The organism is Brevundimonas sp. (assembly GCF_046299535.1).
GTDB lineage: Bacteria > Pseudomonadota > Alphaproteobacteria > Caulobacterales > Caulobacteraceae > Brevundimonas.
The window spans coordinates 132584-150881 of record NZ_JBKBIB010000004.1 but is presented as its reverse complement, the minus strand read 5'-3'; the positions used below and the strand labels follow the sequence as shown (position 1 = coordinate 150881).

General features: G+C 68.1%; 21 protein-coding genes. 13 read left to right on the top strand and 8 right to left on the bottom strand.

Annotated elements, in window-relative coordinates:
• Positions 1-60: 60 nt before the first annotated feature.
• Genes ACK4FB_RS04885 through ACK4FB_RS04875 form a run of 3 tightly spaced genes read left to right on the top strand, consistent with a single transcriptional unit; the run spans position 61 to position 2168 of the window.
• The gene (locus ACK4FB_RS04885; protein WP_409748485.1) at positions 61-783 is read left to right on the top strand and encodes a DnaJ C-terminal domain-containing protein; all 723 of its coding nucleotides are present in this window, start codon (positions 61-63) and stop codon (positions 781-783) included.
• A gap of 12 nt (positions 784-795) precedes the next feature.
• On the top strand, positions 796-1914 hold the full coding sequence (gene aroC / locus ACK4FB_RS04880; RefSeq protein ID WP_409748482.1) for a chorismate synthase: 1119 nt from the start codon (positions 796-798) through the stop codon (positions 1912-1914).
• The gene (locus ACK4FB_RS04875) at positions 1911-2168 is read left to right on the top strand and encodes a hypothetical protein (protein WP_409748479.1); all 258 of its coding nucleotides are present in this window, start codon (positions 1911-1913) and stop codon (positions 2166-2168) included. Before aroC ends, ACK4FB_RS04875 begins: the two co-directional genes overlap by 4 nt.
• A 9-nt stretch (positions 2169-2177) precedes the next feature.
• Here ACK4FB_RS04875 and galU read toward each other — a convergent pair whose 3' ends face one another.
• Positions 2178-3062: a UTP--glucose-1-phosphate uridylyltransferase GalU gene (gene galU, locus ACK4FB_RS04870; protein ID WP_409748476.1), complete on the bottom strand. Its 885-nt coding sequence runs from the start codon at positions 3060-3062 to the stop codon at positions 2178-2180.
• Positions 3063-3225: 163 nt separating this feature from the next.
• Here galU and ACK4FB_RS04865 point away from each other — a divergent pair, with 163 nt between their 5' ends.
• Positions 3226-3495, top strand: coding sequence for a hypothetical protein (locus tag ACK4FB_RS04865; RefSeq protein WP_409748472.1), 270 nt, complete (start codon positions 3226-3228; stop codon positions 3493-3495).
• 6 nt (positions 3496-3501) lie between these two features.
• Here the strand turns inward: ACK4FB_RS04865 and glmS are convergent, their stop codons facing one another.
• Entirely contained in the window at positions 3502-5319 is a 1818-nt protein-coding gene (gene glmS, locus ACK4FB_RS04860; RefSeq protein WP_409748469.1) for a glutamine--fructose-6-phosphate transaminase (isomerizing), read from the bottom strand.
• A 172-nt stretch (positions 5320-5491) separates the two neighbouring features.
• Here glmS and glmM point away from each other — a divergent pair, with 172 nt between their 5' ends.
• Positions 5492-6841 carry a phosphoglucosamine mutase gene (gene glmM, locus ACK4FB_RS04855; RefSeq protein ID WP_409748466.1) on the top strand — a complete coding sequence of 450 codons (1350 nt, stop codon included), beginning with the start codon at positions 5492-5494 and terminating at the stop codon, positions 6839-6841.
• A gap of 13 nt (positions 6842-6854) precedes the next feature.
• A complete protein-coding gene (locus tag ACK4FB_RS04850) occupies positions 6855-7874 on the top strand; it encodes a YeiH family protein (RefSeq protein ID WP_409748463.1) in 1020 nt (339 codons plus the stop codon).
• Here ACK4FB_RS04850 and ACK4FB_RS04845 read toward each other — a convergent pair.
• Both ACK4FB_RS04845 and ACK4FB_RS04840 read right to left on the bottom strand, forming a co-directional pair.
• A complete protein-coding gene (locus tag ACK4FB_RS04845; RefSeq protein WP_409748460.1) occupies positions 7871-9370 on the bottom strand; it encodes a phosphomannomutase/phosphoglucomutase in 1500 nt (499 codons plus the stop codon). The genes ACK4FB_RS04850 and ACK4FB_RS04845 overlap by 4 nt on opposite strands.
• A 17-nt stretch (positions 9371-9387) precedes the next feature.
• Positions 9388-9531 (bottom strand): hypothetical protein, encoded by a 144-nt coding sequence (locus tag ACK4FB_RS04840; protein ID WP_409748457.1) that lies wholly within the window; start codon positions 9529-9531, stop codon positions 9388-9390.
• A gap of 127 nt (positions 9532-9658) precedes the next feature.
• Between ACK4FB_RS04840 and gpmA the strand changes: the two genes are divergently transcribed.
• From gpmA to ACK4FB_RS04825, 3 genes are read left to right on the top strand one after another with little or no spacing between them, the layout of a single operon-like run.
• The gene (gene gpmA, locus ACK4FB_RS04835) at positions 9659-10372 is read left to right on the top strand and encodes a 2,3-diphosphoglycerate-dependent phosphoglycerate mutase (protein WP_409748455.1); all 714 of its coding nucleotides are present in this window, start codon (positions 9659-9661) and stop codon (positions 10370-10372) included.
• Complete coding sequence (ribD, locus tag ACK4FB_RS04830; RefSeq protein WP_409748452.1) at positions 10369-10995, top strand: bifunctional diaminohydroxyphosphoribosylaminopyrimidine deaminase/5-amino-6-(5-phosphoribosylamino)uracil reductase RibD; 627 nt, start codon at positions 10369-10371, stop codon at positions 10993-10995. Before gpmA ends, ribD begins: the two co-directional genes overlap by 4 nt.
• A 49-nt stretch (positions 10996-11044) precedes the next feature.
• Entirely contained in the window at positions 11045-12319 is a 1275-nt protein-coding gene (locus tag ACK4FB_RS04825; protein WP_409748449.1) for a pentapeptide repeat-containing protein, read from the top strand.
• Positions 12320-12371: 52 nt separating this feature from the next.
• Here the strand turns inward: ACK4FB_RS04825 and ACK4FB_RS04820 are convergent, their stop codons facing one another.
• Complete coding sequence (locus ACK4FB_RS04820; protein WP_409748446.1) at positions 12372-12833, bottom strand: Hsp20 family protein; 462 nt, start codon at positions 12831-12833, stop codon at positions 12372-12374.
• A 258-nt stretch (positions 12834-13091) separates the two neighbouring features.
• On the opposite strand from ACK4FB_RS04820, the gene ACK4FB_RS04815 reads away from it, so the two are divergent.
• The 3 genes from ACK4FB_RS04815 to ACK4FB_RS04805 all read left to right on the top strand — a co-directional run bounded on the left by ACK4FB_RS04815 (position 13092) and on the right by ACK4FB_RS04805 (position 16039).
• Positions 13092-13967: a class I SAM-dependent methyltransferase gene (locus ACK4FB_RS04815; RefSeq protein WP_409748443.1), complete on the top strand. Its 876-nt coding sequence runs from the start codon at positions 13092-13094 to the stop codon at positions 13965-13967.
• A 141-nt stretch (positions 13968-14108) separates the two neighbouring features.
• Positions 14109-15005 (top strand): class I SAM-dependent methyltransferase, encoded by an 897-nt coding sequence (locus ACK4FB_RS04810; RefSeq protein WP_409748441.1) that lies wholly within the window; start codon positions 14109-14111, stop codon positions 15003-15005.
• The gene (locus ACK4FB_RS04805) at positions 15002-16039 is read left to right on the top strand and encodes an alpha/beta fold hydrolase (protein WP_409748438.1); all 1038 of its coding nucleotides are present in this window, start codon (positions 15002-15004) and stop codon (positions 16037-16039) included. The genes ACK4FB_RS04810 and ACK4FB_RS04805 overlap by 4 nt, the downstream gene beginning before the upstream one ends.
• Here the strand turns inward: ACK4FB_RS04805 and hisN are convergent.
• Together hisN and ACK4FB_RS04795 are read right to left on the bottom strand one after the other, a co-directional pair.
• Entirely contained in the window at positions 16036-16824 is a 789-nt protein-coding gene (gene hisN / locus ACK4FB_RS04800) for a histidinol-phosphatase (RefSeq protein ID WP_409748435.1), read from the bottom strand. The two genes, ACK4FB_RS04805 and hisN, sit on opposite strands and share 4 nt — an antisense overlap.
• A 50-nt stretch (positions 16825-16874) precedes the next feature.
• A complete protein-coding gene (locus ACK4FB_RS04795; protein ID WP_409748432.1) occupies positions 16875-17261 on the bottom strand; it encodes a helix-turn-helix domain-containing protein in 387 nt (128 codons plus the stop codon).
• 199 nt (positions 17262-17460) lie between these two features.
• Here ACK4FB_RS04795 and ACK4FB_RS04790 point away from each other — a divergent pair, with 199 nt between their 5' ends.
• Positions 17461-17709 carry a GlsB/YeaQ/YmgE family stress response membrane protein gene (locus ACK4FB_RS04790; protein WP_409748429.1) on the top strand — a complete coding sequence of 83 codons (249 nt, stop codon included), beginning with the start codon at positions 17461-17463 and terminating at the stop codon, positions 17707-17709.
• A gap of 68 nt (positions 17710-17777) precedes the next feature.
• Here the strand turns inward: ACK4FB_RS04790 and ACK4FB_RS04785 are convergent, their stop codons facing one another.
• Positions 17778-18245: a superoxide dismutase gene (locus ACK4FB_RS04785; RefSeq protein ID WP_409748426.1), complete on the bottom strand. Its 468-nt coding sequence runs from the start codon at positions 18243-18245 to the stop codon at positions 17778-17780.
• Positions 18246-18298 lie beyond the last annotated feature (53 nt).

The window sequence follows — 18298 nt, the reverse complement described above, 5'->3', positions numbered from 1 at the left end:
GGGGGAGGGCCAGCGTCACGGTTAACCCGGCCTTGACCATATTATCGGCCAATCAGGGTCATGACCGCCCAGACCCTGACCCTGCGCGACGCCTATGGCCTTCTGGGTCTCCACGGCCCGGTGGAGCCGCGCCGGCTGGCGGAGCTGTTTCGCGCGGCGGTCAAGGCCGCCCGCCCGGACCAGCCCGGCGGCGACGCCGACCGCTTTCGCCGGGTCATCGAGGCCTATCGCCTGATCCAGAAGCGCGGCGGCCTCGGCCCTGCGCTGGATGCGCCGAAGGTCCGTCCCGTGCCGCTGCCGGTGGTGGTGCTCAGCCCGCTTGAGGCCATCCACGGCGCCTGCGCCACTGTGGCCCTGCCGGGACGCGGCGCCCTGCGCATCATGGTCCCGGCGGGTCTGCGTACCGGCGAGCACGTACGCCTGAAGCGCGCGGCGACCGACGGCGGCGACCTCTATCTGCCCGTGCTCATTCGCGCCGCCGAGGGCCTGAAAGTGCTGGGCGACGACCTGTTCATGACCAGCCCGGTTGACCCGCGCCTGCTGGCGGACGGCGGACGGGTGGAGATCGATACCCACGCCGGACCTCGCCATGCATGGATCGTAGGCGGCATGGAGGGGACGGCGCGCCTGTGCCTGAAGGGGCTCGGCCTGCCCGCACGCGGGAGCCGGCCGGCCGGCCGGTTGTTTGTGACGCTGGAGGCTGTGGCCGGCGCCCCCTCGGCTGCGGAACATCTGCTGGCGCGGTTCAGTTCGGTGTGGACGTCCGAGCGCCTCGCGGCCTAAGCGTTTCAGGCCATGTCTCACAACACCTTCGGCCATCTGTTCCGCGTCACCACCTGGGGTGAAAGCCATGGCCCGTCCATCGGCTGCGTCATCGACGGCTGCCCGCCGGGCATCCCCCTGACCGAGGCGGACATCCAGCCGTGGCTGGATCGGCGCAAGCCCGGCGGCTCGCGCTTCGTCACCCAGCGGCGCGAGGCGGACGAATGCCGCATCGTCTCGGGCACCTTCGATGCCGGCGAGGGACCGGTCACCACCGGCGCCCCCATCGCCATCCTGATCGAGAACACCGACCAGCGATCCAAGGACTATGGCGAGATCGCCCGCGCCTTCCGGCCCGGTCACGCCGACTATGCCTATCAGGCCAAATACGGCGTACGGGACCACCGCGGCGGCGGCCGGTCCTCGGCCCGCGAGACCGCCTGCCGCGTCGCCGGCGGAGCGGTGGCGCGCAAGGTTCTGGGCGCGGCCGTCGGCATCCGCGCCGGCGTGATCCAGATCGGCCCGCACCGGATTGAGGACGACCGGATCGACTTCGCCGCCGTCGAGCACAACGCCCTGTTCGCAGCGAACGCCGACGTGGTCCCTGAATGGGAAGTCTATCTGGATGACATCCGCAAGGCCGGGTCCTCCATCGGCGCGGTGGTGGCGGTCGAGGCGACGGGCGTTCCCGCCGGCTGGGGCGCGCCGCTTTACGGCAAGCTGGACGGCGAATTGGCCAGCGCACTGATGTCCATCAACGCGGCCAAGGGTGTGGAGATCGGGGCGGGCTTCGGCTCCGCCGCCCTGACCGGCGAACAGAACGCTGACGAAATGCGGCTGGGCGACGACGGAAAGCCGGTGTTCCTGTCCAACAAGGCCGGCGGGGTTCTGGGCGGCATCTCCACCGGCCAGCCGGTGACGGCGCGCGTGGCGTTCAAGCCAACCTCGTCAATCCTCACGACGCGCCGCACGATCACCCGTGACGGAACCGAGACCGACCTGCGCACCAAAGGGCGGCACGATCCGTGCGTCGGCCTGCGCGGGGTTCCCGTGGTCGAGGCCATGACAGCCTGCGTTCTGGCGGACGCCATGCTGCGTCATCGCGGCCAGACCGGCTGGGCCCTGGCCCCTTCCCGTGAGATCCAGTCATGACCCGCTTTCTTCTCTGCGCAGGACTATTGTCCGCCGCCCTGATGCTCTCCGGTTGCCTGGTCGGCACGGCCGTCGGGGTTACCGGCGCGGTAGTGGGCACAGGCGTCAAGGCCACCGGCGCGGTCATCGGCGCAGGCGTGGACGCCGTCACCACCTCGGACGCCGAGACCATGCGCGCCGAGCGTCGCGCCTGCGAGCGTCGCGTGCGCGAGGGCTCCAACGAGGACTGCCGCCGCTACCGCTCGGACGACTAGAACCGGGCTCTAGAGCAGGGCGGAGATCGCCTCGCGGGCCGCGGCGCCCAGGTCCTCGCGCTTGAGGGCGAGGGCCACATTGGCGCGCAGAAGACCGATCTTGTCGCCGCAGTCGTGGGTCACGCCTTCATATTCGACGGCGGTGAACGCCTGATCCTTCATCAGTCGAGCCATAGCGTCGGTGAGCTGGATCTCGCCGCCCGCGCCCCGCTCCTGGGTCTCCAGCAGGTGGAAGATCTCCGGCTGCAGGATGTAGCGGCCCGAGATGGACAGGTTCGATGGAGCCGTCCCCTTCGCCGGCTTCTCCACCATGCCCTTCATGCCGATGCGGTTGCCGGTGCGCTCCTTCGGATCGACGATGCCGTATTTGTGGGTCATGTCCTCGGGCACCGCCTCGACGCCGATGACATTGCCGCCGACCTCCTCATAAACCTGGATGAGTTGCTTGAGGGCGCCGGGCGCCGCGTCGACGATCACGTCGGGCAGGATTACCGCGAACGGCTCGTCGGCGATGATATCCCGGGCGCACCACACCGCGTGGCCCAGGCCCAGCGGCTTCATCTGGCGCGTGAAGCTCATCTCCCCCGCGCGGGCCAGTTCACCGTTCATCATCTCGAGGATGTCGGTCTTGCCCTTGGCCTCCAGCTGCGCCTCCAGCTCGATCTGGTGGTCGAAATAGTCTTCGATGGCCTGTTTCGCCCGCCCGGTGACGAAGACGATGTGCTCGATGCCGGCCTCGCGCGCTTCCTCCACGATGTAGCTGAGGATCGGCCGGTCCACGACGTTCAGCAGTTCCTTGGGCGTGGTCTTGGTGCCGGGCAGGACGCGCGTCCCCAGGCCCGCCACGGGGAGAACGGCCTTGCGAACACGTCGAGGGGACTTGGCGTCGGTCATGAAGGCTCCAGTCTGGATCAGGTCGGCGAGGCCGTTGATAGGCGCTTCGGGCGCTGCTGCAAACGCCCGCAAGGCGATGCAGAGCGGAACCGCCGGACTGGCGGCCGGTTCCTTGATGTGGTGTCGTGGTCTCCTGACCGTTTCCAATTGAAAGGCCCTTGGCATGATCCGACCGATCGCCGTTCTCACGCTGTCGATGTCCGCCCTGGTTCTCGCCGCTTGCGGCGATCAGCAGCCTGATGCGCCGGTGGCGCCGCCGACCACGGCCGACACCTTCGAGGTCTCCGAGGATCTGGTCATGCCGCCGGAAGAGGCCGAGGCGCCCCCGGCGGTGGGTCAGGACGCCGCCGCCCTGCCGGAGACGCCGCCGGTCCTTCCCGAGACCGCGCCGACGTCCAGCCCGGCCGCCAGCCCTCCGCCTCCGGAAGGCTGAATCCACCTATTCGACGGTGACAGACTTGGCCAGGTTGCGTGGCTGATCCACGTCCGTGCCCTTCTGCACGGCGGTGTAGTAGGCCAGCAGTTGCACAGGGACCGCATAGACCAGAGGCGCGATGAAGGGATCGCAGGGTGGGATCTCGATCCGCCGCACTGTCGCGCCGTGAGGCGAGGGGGCGTCCCTGGCCGTGATCATCACCACCGGTCCGCCCCGCGCCGCCACTTCCTGCAGATTTGAGGCCGTCTTTTCAAAGACCTCGTCCAACGGAGCGAGCGCGATGATGGGCGTCTCCTCGTCCACCAGGGCGATTGGCCCGTGCTTGAGTTCGCCTGCGGCGTAGCCCTCGGCGTGGATGTAGCTGATCTCCTTCAGCTTCAGCGCCCCTTCCATGGCCAGCGGGAACATGGCGCCCCGGCCCAGGAACAGGACGTCCGACGCCTTGGACAGGTCGTGCGCCACGGCCCTGATGTCGTCGTCAGCTTGCAGGGTTTCGGCGATCAGGCGCGGGGCCTCGAACAGGGTCTTGACCAGACGCGCTTCCTCGTCAGGCGCCACCCGCCCCCGGGCCACGCCCGCAGCCAGGGCCAAAGACAGAAGCGCCGCCACCTGGGCGGTGAACGCCTTGGTGGAGGCGACGCCGATCTCGGGGCCCGCCCAGGTGGGCCACATGGCCGCCGCTTCCCGCGCCATGGACGAGGTGTGGACATTGACGACCGCGGCGGTGTCAAATCCCTGCGCCTTGCACCAGGTCAGGCTGGCCAGAGTGTCGGCGGTCTCGCCGGACTGGCTGACGGCCACCACCAGGGTGCCGGGGGTCAGGGCCGGGCTGCGGTAGCGGAACTCCGAGGCGATCTCCACGTCGCAGGGCACGCCCGCCAGGCGCTCGAAGGCGTAGCGGGCGATCTCGCCGGCGTAGAAGGCGGTGCCGCAGGCCACGATCTGGATGCGGCTGATCTTCGTCAGATCAATGGCGTCCTGCGGCTTCACCTTTTGGGCCACCAGATCCAGATAGGCCGAAAGGGTGTGCTGGACGCTGTCGGGCTGCTCGTGAATCTCCTTTTCCATGAAGTGGCGATATTCGCCCTTCTCGACCATGGCGGCCGAGGCGGAGACGACGACCACCGGGCGGTTCGCCTTGCGGCCCTGCTCGTCGCGGATGTCGGCGCCGCCCCGCGTCAGAGCCACGTAATCGCCTTCTTCCAGATAGCTGATTTTCTGGGTGAAGGGGCCCACGGCCAGGGCGTCGGAGCCCAGATACATCTCGCCCTCGCCCCAACCGACCACAAGTGGGCTGCCCTTGCGCGCGCCCAGGATCAGGTCGTCGCGCCCCTCGATCAGCACGCCCAGGGCATAGGCCCCCGTCAGCCGGTCCAGCACGGTCTTGAAAGCGGTCATGGGCTCGTCGCCCGCCTCCAGTCGGGCGTCGATCATGTGCGCGACGACCTCCGTGTCGGTCTGACTCTCGAACACCCGGCCCGCGGCCTCCAGTTCTGCCTTCAGTTCCGCGAAATTCTCGATGATGCCATTATGCACCACCGCGACACGCCCGGCCTTGTGCGGGTGGGCGTTGGGCTCGGTGGGCGGGCCATGGGTGGCCCAGCGGGTATGGCCGATGCCGACGACGGATTTCAGGGGTGCGCCGTTCAGCACGGCCTCCAGCTCCCGGATCTTGCCCTTGGCGCGGCGTCGCTCGATGCGGCCGTCGACCAGAGCCGCGACCCCCGCGGAATCATAGCCCCGGTATTCCAGCCGCTTGAGGCTGTCGATCAGCAGGGGGGCCACCTGGGCCGCGCCGGTCACGCCAATGATTCCGCACATGGTCTGACAGTTCTCCTGGGCCGGAAGATTTCAGGCTGCTTGGCACAGGCCGCGCCCGGCGTTAAGCCCGCACTCAAGCGCGAGCATCATCCGACCGGCTTTAACGGAAGCGTCGTGTTCGCCACACTAAAATGAAGTTTCGCCAGATTTCCCGGCGGACTCGGGAGGGATCGTGAGCAAGCGACGCTACTTCGGCACAGACGGCATCCGCGGCCGCGCCAATAATCACCCCATGACCGCGGAGGTGGCGCTGCGCGTCGGCCTGGCGGCGGGCAAGCTGTTCATGTCCGGCGACGACCGCCGTCACCTGGTGGTGATCGGCAAGGATACGCGCCTGTCCGGCTACATGATCGAACCCGCACTGGTGGCCGGTTTCGCCAGTGTCGGCATGGACGTCCGCACCTTCGGTCCCCTGCCGACCCCAGGCGTGGCCATGATGACCCGCTCCATGCGCGCCGACCTGGGGGTGATGATCTCGGCCTCGCACAACAGCTTCGCCGACAACGGCATCAAGCTGTTCGGCCCTGACGGCTACAAGCTGTCTGACGAGATGGAGCTGAAGATAGAGGCCCTCATGCATGAAGATCTGGGTCAGGGGCTGGCCGACGCGGATGCGCTGGGCAGGGTCAAACGCATCGACGACGCCCAGGCCCGGTACGTGGAGATCGCCAAGGCGACGTTTCCGCGAAAGTTGAACCTGAACGGCCTGCGCGTCGCCGTGGACTGCGCCAACGGCGCCGGCTACCGCGTGGCGCCCACCACGCTGTATGAACTGGGCGCAGATGTCTTCCCGGTTGGCGTGGAGCCGAACGGCCTGAACATCAACGCAGAATGCGGTTCGACCCATCCGCGCACCTTGTCCGAAGCAGTGAGGCGCTACGGCGCCGACATCGGCATCGCCCTGGACGGCGACGCGGACCGACTGGCCCTGTGCGACGAGAAGGGCCGGGTCATCGACGGTGATCAGATCATGGCCCTGATCGCCCGCGACTGGGCAAAGCGGGGCATTCTGACCGGGGGCGGCATCGTCGCCACGGTCATGTCCAATCTGGGCCTGGAGCGCGTCCTCAAGGCCGACGGTCTGACGCTGGACCGCACCCAGGTCGGCGACCGTTATGTCATGGAGCGCATGCGCGAGGGCGGCTTCAATGTGGGTGGCGAGCAATCCGGCCACCTGATCCTCAGCCGTCACGCCACCACCGGCGACGGCCTGATCGCCGCCCTTCAGGTGCTGGCGGTGATGGTGGAGTCCGGCAAGCCCATGAGCGAACTGGCCGCCCAGTTCGAGCCTGTGCCCCAGAAACTCAAGAACGTGCGCCATTCCGGCGGCGCCCCCCTTGCAGACAAGGGTGTGACCGACGCGATCGCCGCCGGGGAGACGCGCCTGAACGGCTCCGGCCGGGTGGTTGTACGCGCTTCAGGCACCGAGCCTCTGATCCGCATTATGGCCGAGGGCGACGACGCCAAACTGGTGGACGCGGTGGTCGATGACATCGCCGAGGCGGTCAAGGCGGCGGGCTGACGGCCCCCGCGCCATGACCTTTCAATCCTCCATGGACCGGATTTCCGCGCTCGCGCCCGGCGTTGCCCTCAGCCTCGCCGTCGCGGCCGTGGCCATGGGGCTGCAGACCTTCGAGACGCGGGTATTCGACCGCATCTGGCTGGAAGGTCTGGTGCTGGCGATCCTGATCGGTGCGAGCGTGCGGACCCTGTGGCCGCCGCCCGAAGCGTTCCGGGCGGGTGTTTCGTTCAGTGCGGGGTTCCTGCTGGAGGTGGCGGTGGTTCTGCTGGGCGCCTCGCTCAGCGCTCCGGCCCTCGCGGCCATGGGGCCGGCGCTGCTGCTGGGCATCGTGGTAGTGGTCGCTGTCGGGGTGACAGGAGGCTACTGGCTGGGCCGCTGGTGCGGCCTGACCCGCAACGCCGCCCTGCTGGTGGCCTGCGGCAACGGCATCTGCGGCAACTCCGCCATCGTCGCCGTGGCGCCCGTGATCGGCGCGAAAGGCGAGGAGGTCTCCGCGGCCATCGGCTTCACCGCCGTTCTGGGCGTCGGCATGGTGCTGTTTCTGCCGGTGCTCGCGGAGCTGATGGGTCTGTCGATCACCGATGCGGGCGTGCTGGCGGGGCTGACGGTCTATGCGGTGCCGCAGGTGCTTGCGGCTGTGGCGCCCATGGGTCTCGCGGCCGCGCAAGTGGGCACGCTGGTCAAGCTGACCCGCGTGCTGATGTTGGGGCCGGTGTGCATCGTGCTGGCCCTGACCTCGCGTGACCGGGCGGGTCCCAAGCCCGCTCTGGCCCGCCTGATCCCGTGGTTCATCCTCGGTTTTATCGCCATGGCGGCCCTGCGGTCCTTCGGCCTGATCCCCGAGGCGCTGATCGGGCCGATCACGGCCGTGGCGGGCGTTCTGACGGTGATCGCCATGGCGGCGCTGGGCCTGACCACGGACCTGCGGGCGGTGCTGAGATCCGGCCCTCGCGTGGCCCTTGCCGCCGTTTTGTCGCTGGCCTTGCTGGTCGTGCTGGCGCTGGGCCTGATCGGTTTGCTGACCCTGCTCTAGATTTCCTGGTTGTAAGCGCCGACAGCGGCATAGGCGGCCAGACGCGGTTTCACTTCCTTGTGGAACAGGTCGCGCATGTCGCTCTCTGACCGCAGACTTTCCACCGCCACCACCAGTTCCGGCTTGTTGGACGAGGCGCGCACCAGCATCCAGGAACCGTCCTCCAGATGCACCCGCGCGCCGTTGACGGTGAGGACGTCCACCACCTTGCGGCCAAGAATTTCGCCGCCCGCAGCAAGCAGGGCCAGATAGTCCTGGATCACGGCCTCCACCACCGCGTACTTGGCCTCGTCGGCGCAGTGCGGGCTCATGGTCAGGGAGGTGAAGGCGTCCGGCAGGGCGGTCTTCAGCTCTGACAACCGCTTGCCGGGATTGCGGTCCAACATCGCCAGCACCGCGCCCGCCGCCGCGATGCCGTCGTCATAGCCACGCCCGATGGGCGCATTGAAAAAGAAGTGCCCCGACTTCTCGAACCCGGCCAGGGCTTTGAGTTCGGAGATCCTGCGCTTGATGTGGCTGTGGCCAGTCCTCCAGTAGACTGTAGTCGCGCCGTTCTCCGCCAGGACGGGGTCGGTCTTGTAGAGCCCCGTGGACTTCACATCGACCACGAAGGTGGCGTTTTCACGAAGGGCTGACAGGTCGCGGGCCAGCATCAGGCCGATCTTGTCGGCGAAGACTTCCTGACCGGTGTCATCCACCACGCCGCAGCGGTCCCCGTCGCCGTCGAAGCCCACCGCCAGATCGGCGCCCGTTTCCTTCACCCGCCGGGACATCTCGGCCAGCATGGCGCGGTCCTCGGGGTTGGGGTTGTACCGGGGGAACGTCCAGTCGAGGTCGCAGTCCATCTCGATGACCTGGGCGCCCATGCGGCGCAGGGCTTCGGGCGCGAAGGCGCCGGCCGTGCCGTTGCCGCAGGCGACCACCACCTTGAGGGGGCGGGTCAGTTTCACTCCGGCGGCGACCTCCTCCAGATACCGCTCGCGGAAGTCCTCGACCCGTTCCAGTCGCCCGCCCGGGCGGGCGACGCCTTCGCCGTTCATCACGAGGGCCTTGAGCCTTCCCATCTCCTCGGGCCCGAAGGTCAGGGGCGGTTCGGCGCCCATTTTCACGCCGGTCCAGCCGTTCTCGTTGTGGCTGGCCGTGACCATGGCGACACAAGGGGCGTCCAGCGCGAACTGGGCGAAATAGGCCATGGGCGACAGGCCCAGACCGATGTCCAGCACCTCCATGCCGCCCTGCATAAGCCCCCGCGTCAGGGCCTGTTTGACCTCCTCCGAATACGAGCGGAAGTCGTGGCCCACCACGATGCGCGGCTGCACCCCGATCTCGTGGGCATAGGTCGCCAACCCCAGACCCAGCGTCCGTAAACCCGGGAGGTTGATCTCGGTCCCCAGAATCCAGCGGGCGTCGTATTCGCGGAACCCCGTAGGCTTCACCAGGGCTTGGGTCTCGTCGTCATTGGTGTCGGGAGCCAGGCCAGGACGGGGTGTCAGCATGCATCCCTCGTGCGTCGTCAGCTCGCAGGCGTCGCCCGCGGGTCGTCGGCGGGGACCGACGTCATACCCCGGCCCGCTTCGCCCTCGGGCCAGTTCAGCGCCAGGGCGACCATGGCGACTGCGATCAGCGCCATCAGGGGAAAGAACAGTCGGTTCCACATGGCTCCGCTATAGCAGGGCCGTTTCGCACGCCACAACCTCGCAGGGAACGGACGGCCCTGCGCCGCGCTTGCGGGTTGACCCCCGCCCGCGCCGGTCCTACCCGGTCAAATCCAACTGGAGACACCGATGCCCCGACTGATCCTGCTGCGACATGGCCAGAGCCAGTGGAACCTGGAGAACCGCTTCACCGGCTGGGTGGACGTGGACCTGACCGACCAGGGTGAGGCCGAGGCCACGCGCGGCGGCGAACTGATCGCCAGGGCCGGCTTCAGGCCGGATGTCATGTTCACCTCGGTGCTGAACCGGGCGAAGCGCACGGGCGCGATGGCGCTGGAGGCGGCGGGCCTGAAGGACGTCCCGGTGATCGAGGACTGGCGGCTGAACGAGCGCCACTACGGCGGCCTGACCGGTCTGAACAAGGCCGAGACCGCCGAAAAGCACGGCGAGGACCAGGTCAAGATCTGGCGTCGCAGCTACGACACGCCGCCGCCGCCGCTGGCGCCCGGCGGCGAGTTCGATTTCACCACAGACCCCCGCTACGCCGGGCAGGACATTCCCGACACCGAAAGCCTGAAGATCACGCTGGAGCGGGTTCTGCCATACTGGAACAGCGCCATCGCCCCGCGCCTGAAGGCGGGCGAGGACGTGCTGGTCGCCGCCCACGGCAACTCGCTGCGGGCCATCGTCAAACACCTGTTCGATGTGCCGGACGACCGCATCGTGGGGGTGGAAATTCCCACCGGCAATCCGCTGGACATCGAACTGGACGCGGAGCTCAAGCCGGTCTCGGCCCGCTATCTGGATGAGGACAGGGCCCAGCCCCTGCCGGCCCTGTCATGAGCGATCCGCGCGATCAGGAATTCATGCGCCGGGCCGTGGGCCTCGCGAAGGATCAGATGGGCAAGACCTGGCCCAATCCGGCCGTGGCCTGCGTCGTGGTCAGGGACGGCCAGGTTGTCGCCGAGGCCGCCACCGCGCCTGGCGGCCGTCCCCACGCGGAAGAGCAGGCCGTGCCCGCCGCCGGCGACAAGGCCAAAGGCGCCACAGCCTATGTGACCATGGAGCCGTGCGGGGCGCGTTCGTCCGGGCGGACGTCTTGCGCGCAATTCCTGATCGAGGCGGGGGTCGAACGAGTGGTCATCGCCTGCCTGGACCCGTCGCCCTTCGCTGCAGGCCGGGGCGTGGAACGGGTCAAGGCCAAAGGGCTCGAGGTTGAGACCGGCGTGCTCAGCGACGAGGCGGCGATCCTGTATGAAGGCTATCTGCACCGCCTGGAATCGGGCCGTCCCATGGTGCGCATCAGCGAGACCGGCGACGGCTTCGACGGCCAGTTCGCCGCCTCGGCGAGGGCCGATCTGGCCACCGAACTGAAGCGGTTGGGAGAGGCCGGTTACACGCGCCTTTGGACTGCCCCCGGACCGTTGGCCGACGCCCTTCGCGAACAGGGCCTGCTGACGGAATAGTCCCGGGTTTCCAACTCTTTCTTAAGCGCCGGTCAGGCATCGTCCCGCCATGTCGGCGCAATCCGCTCCCATCGATCCCGCCAACAGGCGGCGGCTGACCCAGGCCGAACTGGACGCCATCTGCGCCCGGCATGACCGGCTGTGGCAGGCCAAGCCCGGCGGCGCGCGGGCCGTATTCACCTGGATGAACCTGTCGGGCCTCAGTCTCAGGGGCCGAAACCTGACCGACGCTGACTTCTCGGCCGCCGACATGGGCGGCTGCGACCTCACCGGGACCCGCCTCGACAATGCGGTGCTGTTCGGCGCTGACCTTCAGGACGCTCTGTTGGTCGAGGCCAGCCTGCGGCGGGCCGATCTGCGCGGCGCCTGCCTGCGCGGCGCGGACCTCACCGGTGCGGACCTGTTCGAGGCTGACCTGCGCGAGGGCGCCATCGCTGCCGCCGATTCCAAGCTGGGCTTCCGCATGGTGGAGCATCTGGTGCGCGACCGGGCGCGGGCGTCCGGGGCCAATCTGTCCGGCGCCAATCTGGAGCGGTCCAAGCTGACCGGCATCATCGCCATCGCAGCTGATTTTTCCGGCGCGGTGATGAAAGACTGCAAGCTGATCCGGGCCAACCTGAAACAGGCGAACTTCAACGGCGCCGATCTGGCGGGGGCGGACCTGTCCGGGGCCGACCTTACGGGGGCGGATCTGCGAGACGCGGTGCTGGTCGGCACCAAGCGCGCCATGTGGCGGGCCGACGGGGCCGATATGACCGGGGCCCTCACCGATGAGAAATCCTCGGGTTCACCGGTGTCCAAACTGCCCGCCGCCGACATGCTGCGGGAACACGCCCTCTGGTGCGAAACCGGCGGCGCCAAGGGGCAGCCCTCGGTGTTCGATGACGTGGATCTGCGCAGCCTGAAAACCATCCGGGGCCTCACACTGACAGGCCTCTCGGCCAAACGGGCCGTGTTCTATGGTCTTGATATGGAGGGCGTGCAGCTGCAGGGCGCCCAGCTGGAGGGCGCGGACCTGCGGTCGGCCAGGCTGCGCGGCGCGGACATGCGCGGCGCGCGCCTCAAAGGCGCCCGCCTGACCGGGGCGGACCTGCGCGAGGTTCAGCTGGGACCCTTGATGATCGCCCAGGACAGGCTGCTGCCCGCCGACCTGACCGGAGCTTACCTGCGCGGCGCGGACCTGTCAGGCGCAGACCTGCGCCGGGCCGTTCTGGTCCAGGCCGATCTCAGCCGCGCGGTTCTGCACGGCGCCCAGACCCGCCACGCCGAGTTTCTCGCCGCCCAGATGCATGGGGTGCGGGGACTGGTGCTGGATCACGAATAAAAAAGGGCGGCCCGAAGACCGCCCTTTCCAAGGCTTTTTCGATCAGTCCGGCTTACGCCGCCTTCTTGCCCTTGCCCTCGATCAGGGCCGTGCCGGTGTTGATCTCGATCCGCCGGGGCTTGAGCGCCTCGGGCAATTCGCGCTTCAGCTCGATGGTCAGCAGGCCGTTGTTCAGGCCCGCTTCGGTCACCACCACATAGTCGGCCAGCTGGAAGCGGCGCTCGAAGTCGCGCTCGGCCAGGCCGCGATGCAGGAAGGTGCGTTCGCTCTCGTCATTGGCCGTCCGGCGGCCGGTGACGGTGAGCAGGTTCTCCTTGACCTCGATGTTCAGCTCGTCGGGCTTGAAGCCGGCCACGGCGATCTCGATCCGGTAGGCGTTCTCGCCCGTCGTCTCGATGTTGTAGGGCGGCCAGCCGCCCGGCTCGCCGGTGCGCGCGGCGCTTTCCAGCAAATTGGCCATGCGGTCGAAGCCCACGGCGGAACGGTAGAGGGGAGTGAAGTCGATGGTGCGCATTACAATCCTCCTGATGCACAGCAAGGTTGAACCGCCCCGTTTCCGGGGACGGACGGTGCCGGCCTCTGGCGGTCCCTGATGGGCCCCGCCGCGACCGTGAAAGCCCGGCGAACCGGCGCTCTCGGAGACTGAAATAGGAGGGGCGAAATCCGCCGCAAGAGGGTTGAATGCGAATTCATCAGACGCCGCTTGCCCGGGGGCGAGGGGCCTTTAGGGTGCGCGCCACGGAGACGCCGTCCATTCACCGGGAGACCGCCCATGCGCAGCCTGACCCTCGCCGCCGCCCTTCTCGCCCTGACCGCGCCCGTCGCCCTGGCCCAGACGCCGGATGCGCCGGCCCGCGGCTCCGCCGCCGCACCGGTTCACGCTGAAGACGCCGTGCTGGCCGAGATCATCGCCTCCGGCACACGGGCCCCCGCCAACAGCGCGCGGGATCAGCACCGGCGTCCCTACGAGGCCCTGACCTTCTGGGGCCTGCGGCCCGGGCTGACGGTGGTGGAGATAGAACCCGGCGGCGCGGGATGGTGGACGGAGATCCTGGCTCCCTACGCCCAGCGCACCGGCGGCGAATACGTCGCGGCCTGGATCGACCTGGAGGCGCCGACGGTGTCGGATCGCGCCCGCGAGGCCCGGGACGGGCTGGAGCAGGAACTGGCCGCTTTCGGCGGGTCAGCGCGCGCTGTGAATTTCGGCCCCGCCTCTGGGCTTGGCGTTGAGGACGGATCGGCGGATATGATCCTTGTGGCCCGCGCCTTCCACAACTGGGCCCGCGCCGACCTGACTGATCGCTACATGGCGGAGTTCTTCCGTGCGCTGAAGCCGGGCGGCGTGCTGGCCGTAGAGCAGCACCGGGCCGAGGAGGGCCTGAACGTCGCCGACACCGCCTCGACCGGCTATGTCCCGGAAAGCTACGTCATCCGCGCGGCCCAGGCGGCCGGCTTCGAGCTGGACGCTCGCAGCGAACTGAACGCCAACGCCGCCGATGACCGGGATCATCCCTTTGGCGTCTGGACACTGCCGCCCGTGCGGCGCGGCGAGCAGGACGGGCGCACCCTTACCCAGGCGGAACGGGCCGCCTTCGACGCCATCGGCGAGAGCGACCGCATGACCCTGCGTTTCCGCAAGCCGGAATGATCGGCGCGCATGCGTCACGGCGTGCTTTGACGGGTATGGTGAACCGCTTTAAGTCCGGAGCTATGGTCGTGTCGGGGCGGCCGGCGAACGCGAGTCTGGCGGCATATGGATTTTATGGCTGATCGGTCCTGGAATCGGGCGATGTCTCCCTCGCGCCGGCGGCTTCTGACCGGCGGTGCGGCGGTCGCCGGGCTTGTGCTGATTTCCGCTTGCGGGCGGAGAAGCGAGCCTGAACCCACGGCCGAGGAGGCGGAGGGGCCGCCCCCGGCTCCGGAAGGAAGCCTGGAATGGGCCGTGGCAGGGGCCTGGCGGGCTCAGGATCGGGGGCGCGATCAGTGGCGCCATCCCGTCGAGACCCTGACCTTCTTTGGCATCCGGCCCGACATGCACGTGGTCGAGATGTGGCCGGGGGTGGGATGGTACACGGAAATCCTCGCCCCCTATCTCAACCGCGGCGGCGGCAGGTTTTATGCCGCCGGGTTCGAGATCGGACCCGAAGCGGATCCGGCCCTGCGTCAGGTGATGGCCCGGTTCGAGGGCCGCTTTGCCAGCGACCGCCGCCTTTACGGTGATGTGCAGATCACCGCGTTCGGACCCACCAGCGGCCCGCTGGCGCCCGCGGGAACCATCGATATGGTCCTGTTCCTGCGCAGCCTGCACGCCTGGATGGCGGCGGGAATCGCGGAGAAGGCTTTCGCGGACGCCTATGCCGCGCTGAAACCGGGCGGTGTGCTGGGCATCGAACAACATCGTGGCGCCTCGGGCGGCGATCAGGACCCGGCTGCGGCTTCAGGCTATGTGCAGGAAGCTTTCGTCAAGCAACTGGCGGCCGAGGCGGGGTTCGTGTTCGTGGCCTCCAGCGAGGTCAACGCCAATCCCGAGGACACCAAGGACCATCCTTTCGGCGTCGACACCCTGCCGCCGAACAGCCGCACCGCGCCCCCGGGAGAGCCGGACGACCCCGAGTTCGATCGCAGCCGTTATGACGCCATCGGCGAAAGCGACCGCATGACCCTGAAGTTCAGGAAGCCTGAATGAGCGGACCCGCAGTCAATCGCGCAGCGGCCTTCGCCGCAAACGCACCCCTGATGGGGGTGCCGGGCGCGTCCTCGCCGCCCGGCGGCGTGGGAGAATGGTATCGGGGAGCAGGGGGCCTTCGTCTGCGGGCGGCCCTGTGGACCCCTTCCGCGTCCGTGGAAGACGCCCCGCGCGGCACGGTCATCCTCAGCCCCGGCCGGACGGAGCCCATCGAGAAGTATTTCGAACTGATCGGCAACCTGCTGGCCCGGGGCTTCTGCGTCCTGGCCCATGACTGGCGGGGTCAGGGGCTGTCCGCGCGCCTGTTGCCGGATCGTCTGCGGGGCCATGCGCGCGCCGTCGAGGAGTTTCTGGACGACTACGCCCGCCTTCTGGACACGTTCGAGGCGCGTCTGCCCAGGCCCTGGATCGCCATCGGGCACTCCATGGGCGGCGCTCTGAACCTCCTGACCCTTGAGGCCGGGGAGAGCCGCCTGGCGGGCGCGCTTCTGTCCAGCCCCATGCTGCGTATCCGCACCGGCAAGCGCTCCATGTGGTCGGCGAAGATGGCCGTGAAGTGGAACCTGCGTCACGGCAAGGCGGGTGACTATGTGCTGGATAATCCGGACGATCCGTTCGACCACACTTTCGAGACCGACGCCCTGACCTCTGACGAGAGCCGGTATGAACTCTGGCGGCAGCAGTTATACGCCTGCCCGCATCTGGCGTTGGGCGGGCCCACATGGGGCTGGCTGGCGGTCGCCTTCGACGTGGGCGAACGAGCCCTGAAGCCGAAGGCCCTGAAGCGGGTGTCCGTCCCTGTTTCCATCGTTCAGGCGGGCGAGGACGACGTGGTCTGGAAACAGACCAACCGCTGGGCCGCCAAGCGTCTGGGCCGGGGGCGCTATGTGGAGGTCGAGGGCGCCCTGCACGAGGTCATCATGGAGACCGACGACCGCCGCGCCGCCTTCCTGCGCGAGTTCGACGCCATGGCGGACTATCTGGCGCCGCGCGGCGCACAAGCGTCTGCGGGTGAAGCCCTGGCGCAGGCCTAGAGAGCGGCGCGTTTCAGCGTCACCAGCGCCTGATCGATCAGGGCCTCGTCGCCAACGGCCAGAATCTGACCCTTGTCATCCGGCGCATGACCGCGCCAGTTGACCACCTTGCCGCCCGCAGCCTCGATCACCGGAACCAGCGCGGACCAGTCCCACGGTTTCAGGCTGGTCTCGGCCACCAGATCGATCCGGCCCGCGGCGACCATGGCGTAGGCGTACGCGTCGCAGCCCAGCCGGGCGAGCCGCGCCGCGGCCCGCACCTGGGTCCAGGCGCCCAGTTCGGCGCCGCTGAAGATGTCAGGGTCGGTCGTGGCGATGACCGCATCGTTCAGGCTGGGACAGGGACGAACCCTTAGCGGCGCGGGCGCCTCTCCGGTCTTGATCAGCGCCGCGCCCGAGGGGCCGCCCAGGAAAATTTCGTCCATCACCGGCTGGGCGATGACGCCCATGACGGGCCGTCCTTCATGACGCAGGGCGATCAGGGTGGTCCACAGAGGCAGCCCGGCCACGAAGGCGCGGGTGCCGTCCACGGGGTCCAGCAGCCAGACATGATCCGCGTCGGGGCGATCCTCGCCGTACTCCTCCCCGATGACGCCGTGATCGGGAAAACGCTCGGCGATCAATCGCCTCATCGCGGCTTCGGCGTCCCGGTCCGCGCGGGTCACGGGGTCAAAGGCCCCGGGCCCGCCCTTGTCCTCCTCTTCGCAGTCCGTGCGGAACAGCGGCAGGGTCACAGCGGCGGCGGCGCGGGCCAGGTCGACGGCGAAAGCTTCGTACGGGGTCATGACGGGCGGGCATACAGCGCGCCCGCCGACGCGTCACGATCTTATGAGGATCAGGCTGGCTCCGGCGAGCCGTGAAGGGACTTGGCCAGGTCCAGCAGGCGACGTCGCGGACGCTCGCCAAGCTGGTAATAGGCCTGGATCAGGTCGATGGTCTCCTTGCGGGAGAACATCTCGCCGTTGCCTTTGACCGGCCCGCCTGCGTCCTTGCGTTCCAGGGCCTCGGACAGACCGTCGTAGAAATAGCTGACGGGCGTCTCAAGCGCTTCCGCCAGCTGCCACAAGCGGGCGGCGGAAATCCGGTTGGCGCCGCATTCGTATTTCTGGATCTGCTGGAAACGGATGCCGACCTGAACAGCAAGCTGTTGCTGGGTCAGACCCAGAAGACGACGACGACGACGCAGCCGACGCCCCAGATGAAGATCGATTTCGGTGGCCATCTTGAGCCCCTCCTCGTTTGGCGGCCGCTGTTCCACTACGGCACAGCTCGCCTCTTCTGGCGCAAGGGCCATGCCGGGTTCGCGTGGTGCGAGAAGGGATTCAATTTTCAGGGGTGCAATGTGGCGGCAATCAGGCAACCTTGGCCGCGTCGGCGCATTACGAGGCCGACCCTCGTTTTAACAACGGAAGGATACGAACATGGGTGGAATGGGTTGGATCGCCTGGATCATTATCGGCATCATCGCCGGTTGGCTGGCGGAACAGATCATGGGCCGCAATCACGGCCTGCTGACGAATCTGATTGTAGGCATCATCGGCGCCCTGATCGGCGGCTTTGTCGCCAACGCGCTTGGCTTCGCCTGGGGCGGCTGGATCGGCTCGACCATCGTCGCCACGATCGGCGCGATCATCCTGCTGTTCATTCTCGGCCTCGTGAAGCGCCGCTAGAACTGAGCTTCAGACAGCAAAAAGGGCGGCTCGAAAGAGCCGCCCTTCTTCATGACTTGAGCCGATGCTTACCAGTCGGATTCCGGCTCGCCTTCTTCAGGAAGAACCTCGGTCTCGGCGGGTTCGGCCGGGGTGGTCAGGTCCTGTTCCTCGCCCGCAACATTGGACGTGGCGTCCGTCACAGCGGGGGCCGCTTCAAACTCAGCGGCCGTCCAGGCCAGCACCACCGCGCCGCCGTCCAGACCGGCGCCGTCGATCGGCGCTTCACGCAGTTGGCCGTCTGCGGTGCGGATTTGCAGGGTTTGCTGGCCCGAGGCGTCCACGCCGGCGCCTTCAAGGATGCCAAGCGTAGCACCGTCAGCAGCGCGAACCTCGGCGCCGGGCGCCACGGAGCCGCTGGCTTCGGGTTCAGCCATGGGCTGCTCCACCGGAGCCTGGGCCATGGGATCGTCGGTGGGGATTTCCTGCGCCAGAGCAGGGGCGGCGAACATCAGGGCGCCGGCCACGCCGGTCAGAAGAGCGGTCTTGCGGATCATGATGAGATCTCCTGTTTCGCGAGCCGTCAGGCGCTCGCATAAAAGTGAACACA

Coding starts and splice junctions, on each gene's coding strand:
- ACK4FB_RS04885 (WP_409748485.1), top strand. CDS start 61: ATGACCGCCCAGACCCTGACCCTGCGCGACGCCTATGGCCTTCTGGGT.
- aroC (WP_409748482.1), top strand. CDS start 796: ATGTCTCACAACACCTTCGGCCATCTGTTCCGCGTCACCACCTGGGGT.
- ACK4FB_RS04875 (WP_409748479.1), top strand. CDS start 1,911: ATGACCCGCTTTCTTCTCTGCGCAGGACTATTGTCCGCCGCCCTGATG.
- galU (WP_409748476.1), bottom strand. CDS start 3,062: ATGACCGACGCCAAGTCCCCTCGACGTGTTCGCAAGGCCGTTCTCCCC.
- ACK4FB_RS04865 (WP_409748472.1), top strand. CDS start 3,226: ATGATCCGACCGATCGCCGTTCTCACGCTGTCGATGTCCGCCCTGGTT.
- glmS (WP_409748469.1), bottom strand. CDS start 5,319: ATGTGCGGAATCATTGGCGTGACCGGCGCGGCCCAGGTGGCCCCCCTG.
- ACK4FB_RS04850 (WP_409748463.1), top strand. CDS start 6,855: ATGACCTTTCAATCCTCCATGGACCGGATTTCCGCGCTCGCGCCCGGC.
- ACK4FB_RS04845 (WP_409748460.1), bottom strand. CDS start 9,370: ATGCTGACACCCCGTCCTGGCCTGGCTCCCGACACCAATGACGACGAG.
- ACK4FB_RS04840 (WP_409748457.1), bottom strand. CDS start 9,531: ATGTGGAACCGACTGTTCTTTCCCCTGATGGCGCTGATCGCAGTCGCC.
- gpmA (WP_409748455.1), top strand. CDS start 9,659: ATGCCCCGACTGATCCTGCTGCGACATGGCCAGAGCCAGTGGAACCTG.
- ribD (WP_409748452.1), top strand. CDS start 10,369: ATGAGCGATCCGCGCGATCAGGAATTCATGCGCCGGGCCGTGGGCCTC.
- ACK4FB_RS04825 (WP_409748449.1), top strand. CDS start 11,045: ATGTCGGCGCAATCCGCTCCCATCGATCCCGCCAACAGGCGGCGGCTG.
- ACK4FB_RS04820 (WP_409748446.1), bottom strand. CDS start 12,833: ATGCGCACCATCGACTTCACTCCCCTCTACCGTTCCGCCGTGGGCTTC.
- ACK4FB_RS04815 (WP_409748443.1), top strand. CDS start 13,092: ATGCGCAGCCTGACCCTCGCCGCCGCCCTTCTCGCCCTGACCGCGCCC.
- ACK4FB_RS04810 (WP_409748441.1), top strand. CDS start 14,109: ATGTCTCCCTCGCGCCGGCGGCTTCTGACCGGCGGTGCGGCGGTCGCC.
- ACK4FB_RS04805 (WP_409748438.1), top strand. CDS start 15,002: ATGAGCGGACCCGCAGTCAATCGCGCAGCGGCCTTCGCCGCAAACGCA.
- hisN (WP_409748435.1), bottom strand. CDS start 16,824: ATGACCCCGTACGAAGCTTTCGCCGTCGACCTGGCCCGCGCCGCCGCC.
- ACK4FB_RS04795 (WP_409748432.1), bottom strand. CDS start 17,261: ATGGCCACCGAAATCGATCTTCATCTGGGGCGTCGGCTGCGTCGTCGT.
- ACK4FB_RS04790 (WP_409748429.1), top strand. CDS start 17,461: ATGGGTGGAATGGGTTGGATCGCCTGGATCATTATCGGCATCATCGCC.
- ACK4FB_RS04785 (WP_409748426.1), bottom strand. CDS start 18,245: ATGATCCGCAAGACCGCTCTTCTGACCGGCGTGGCCGGCGCCCTGATG.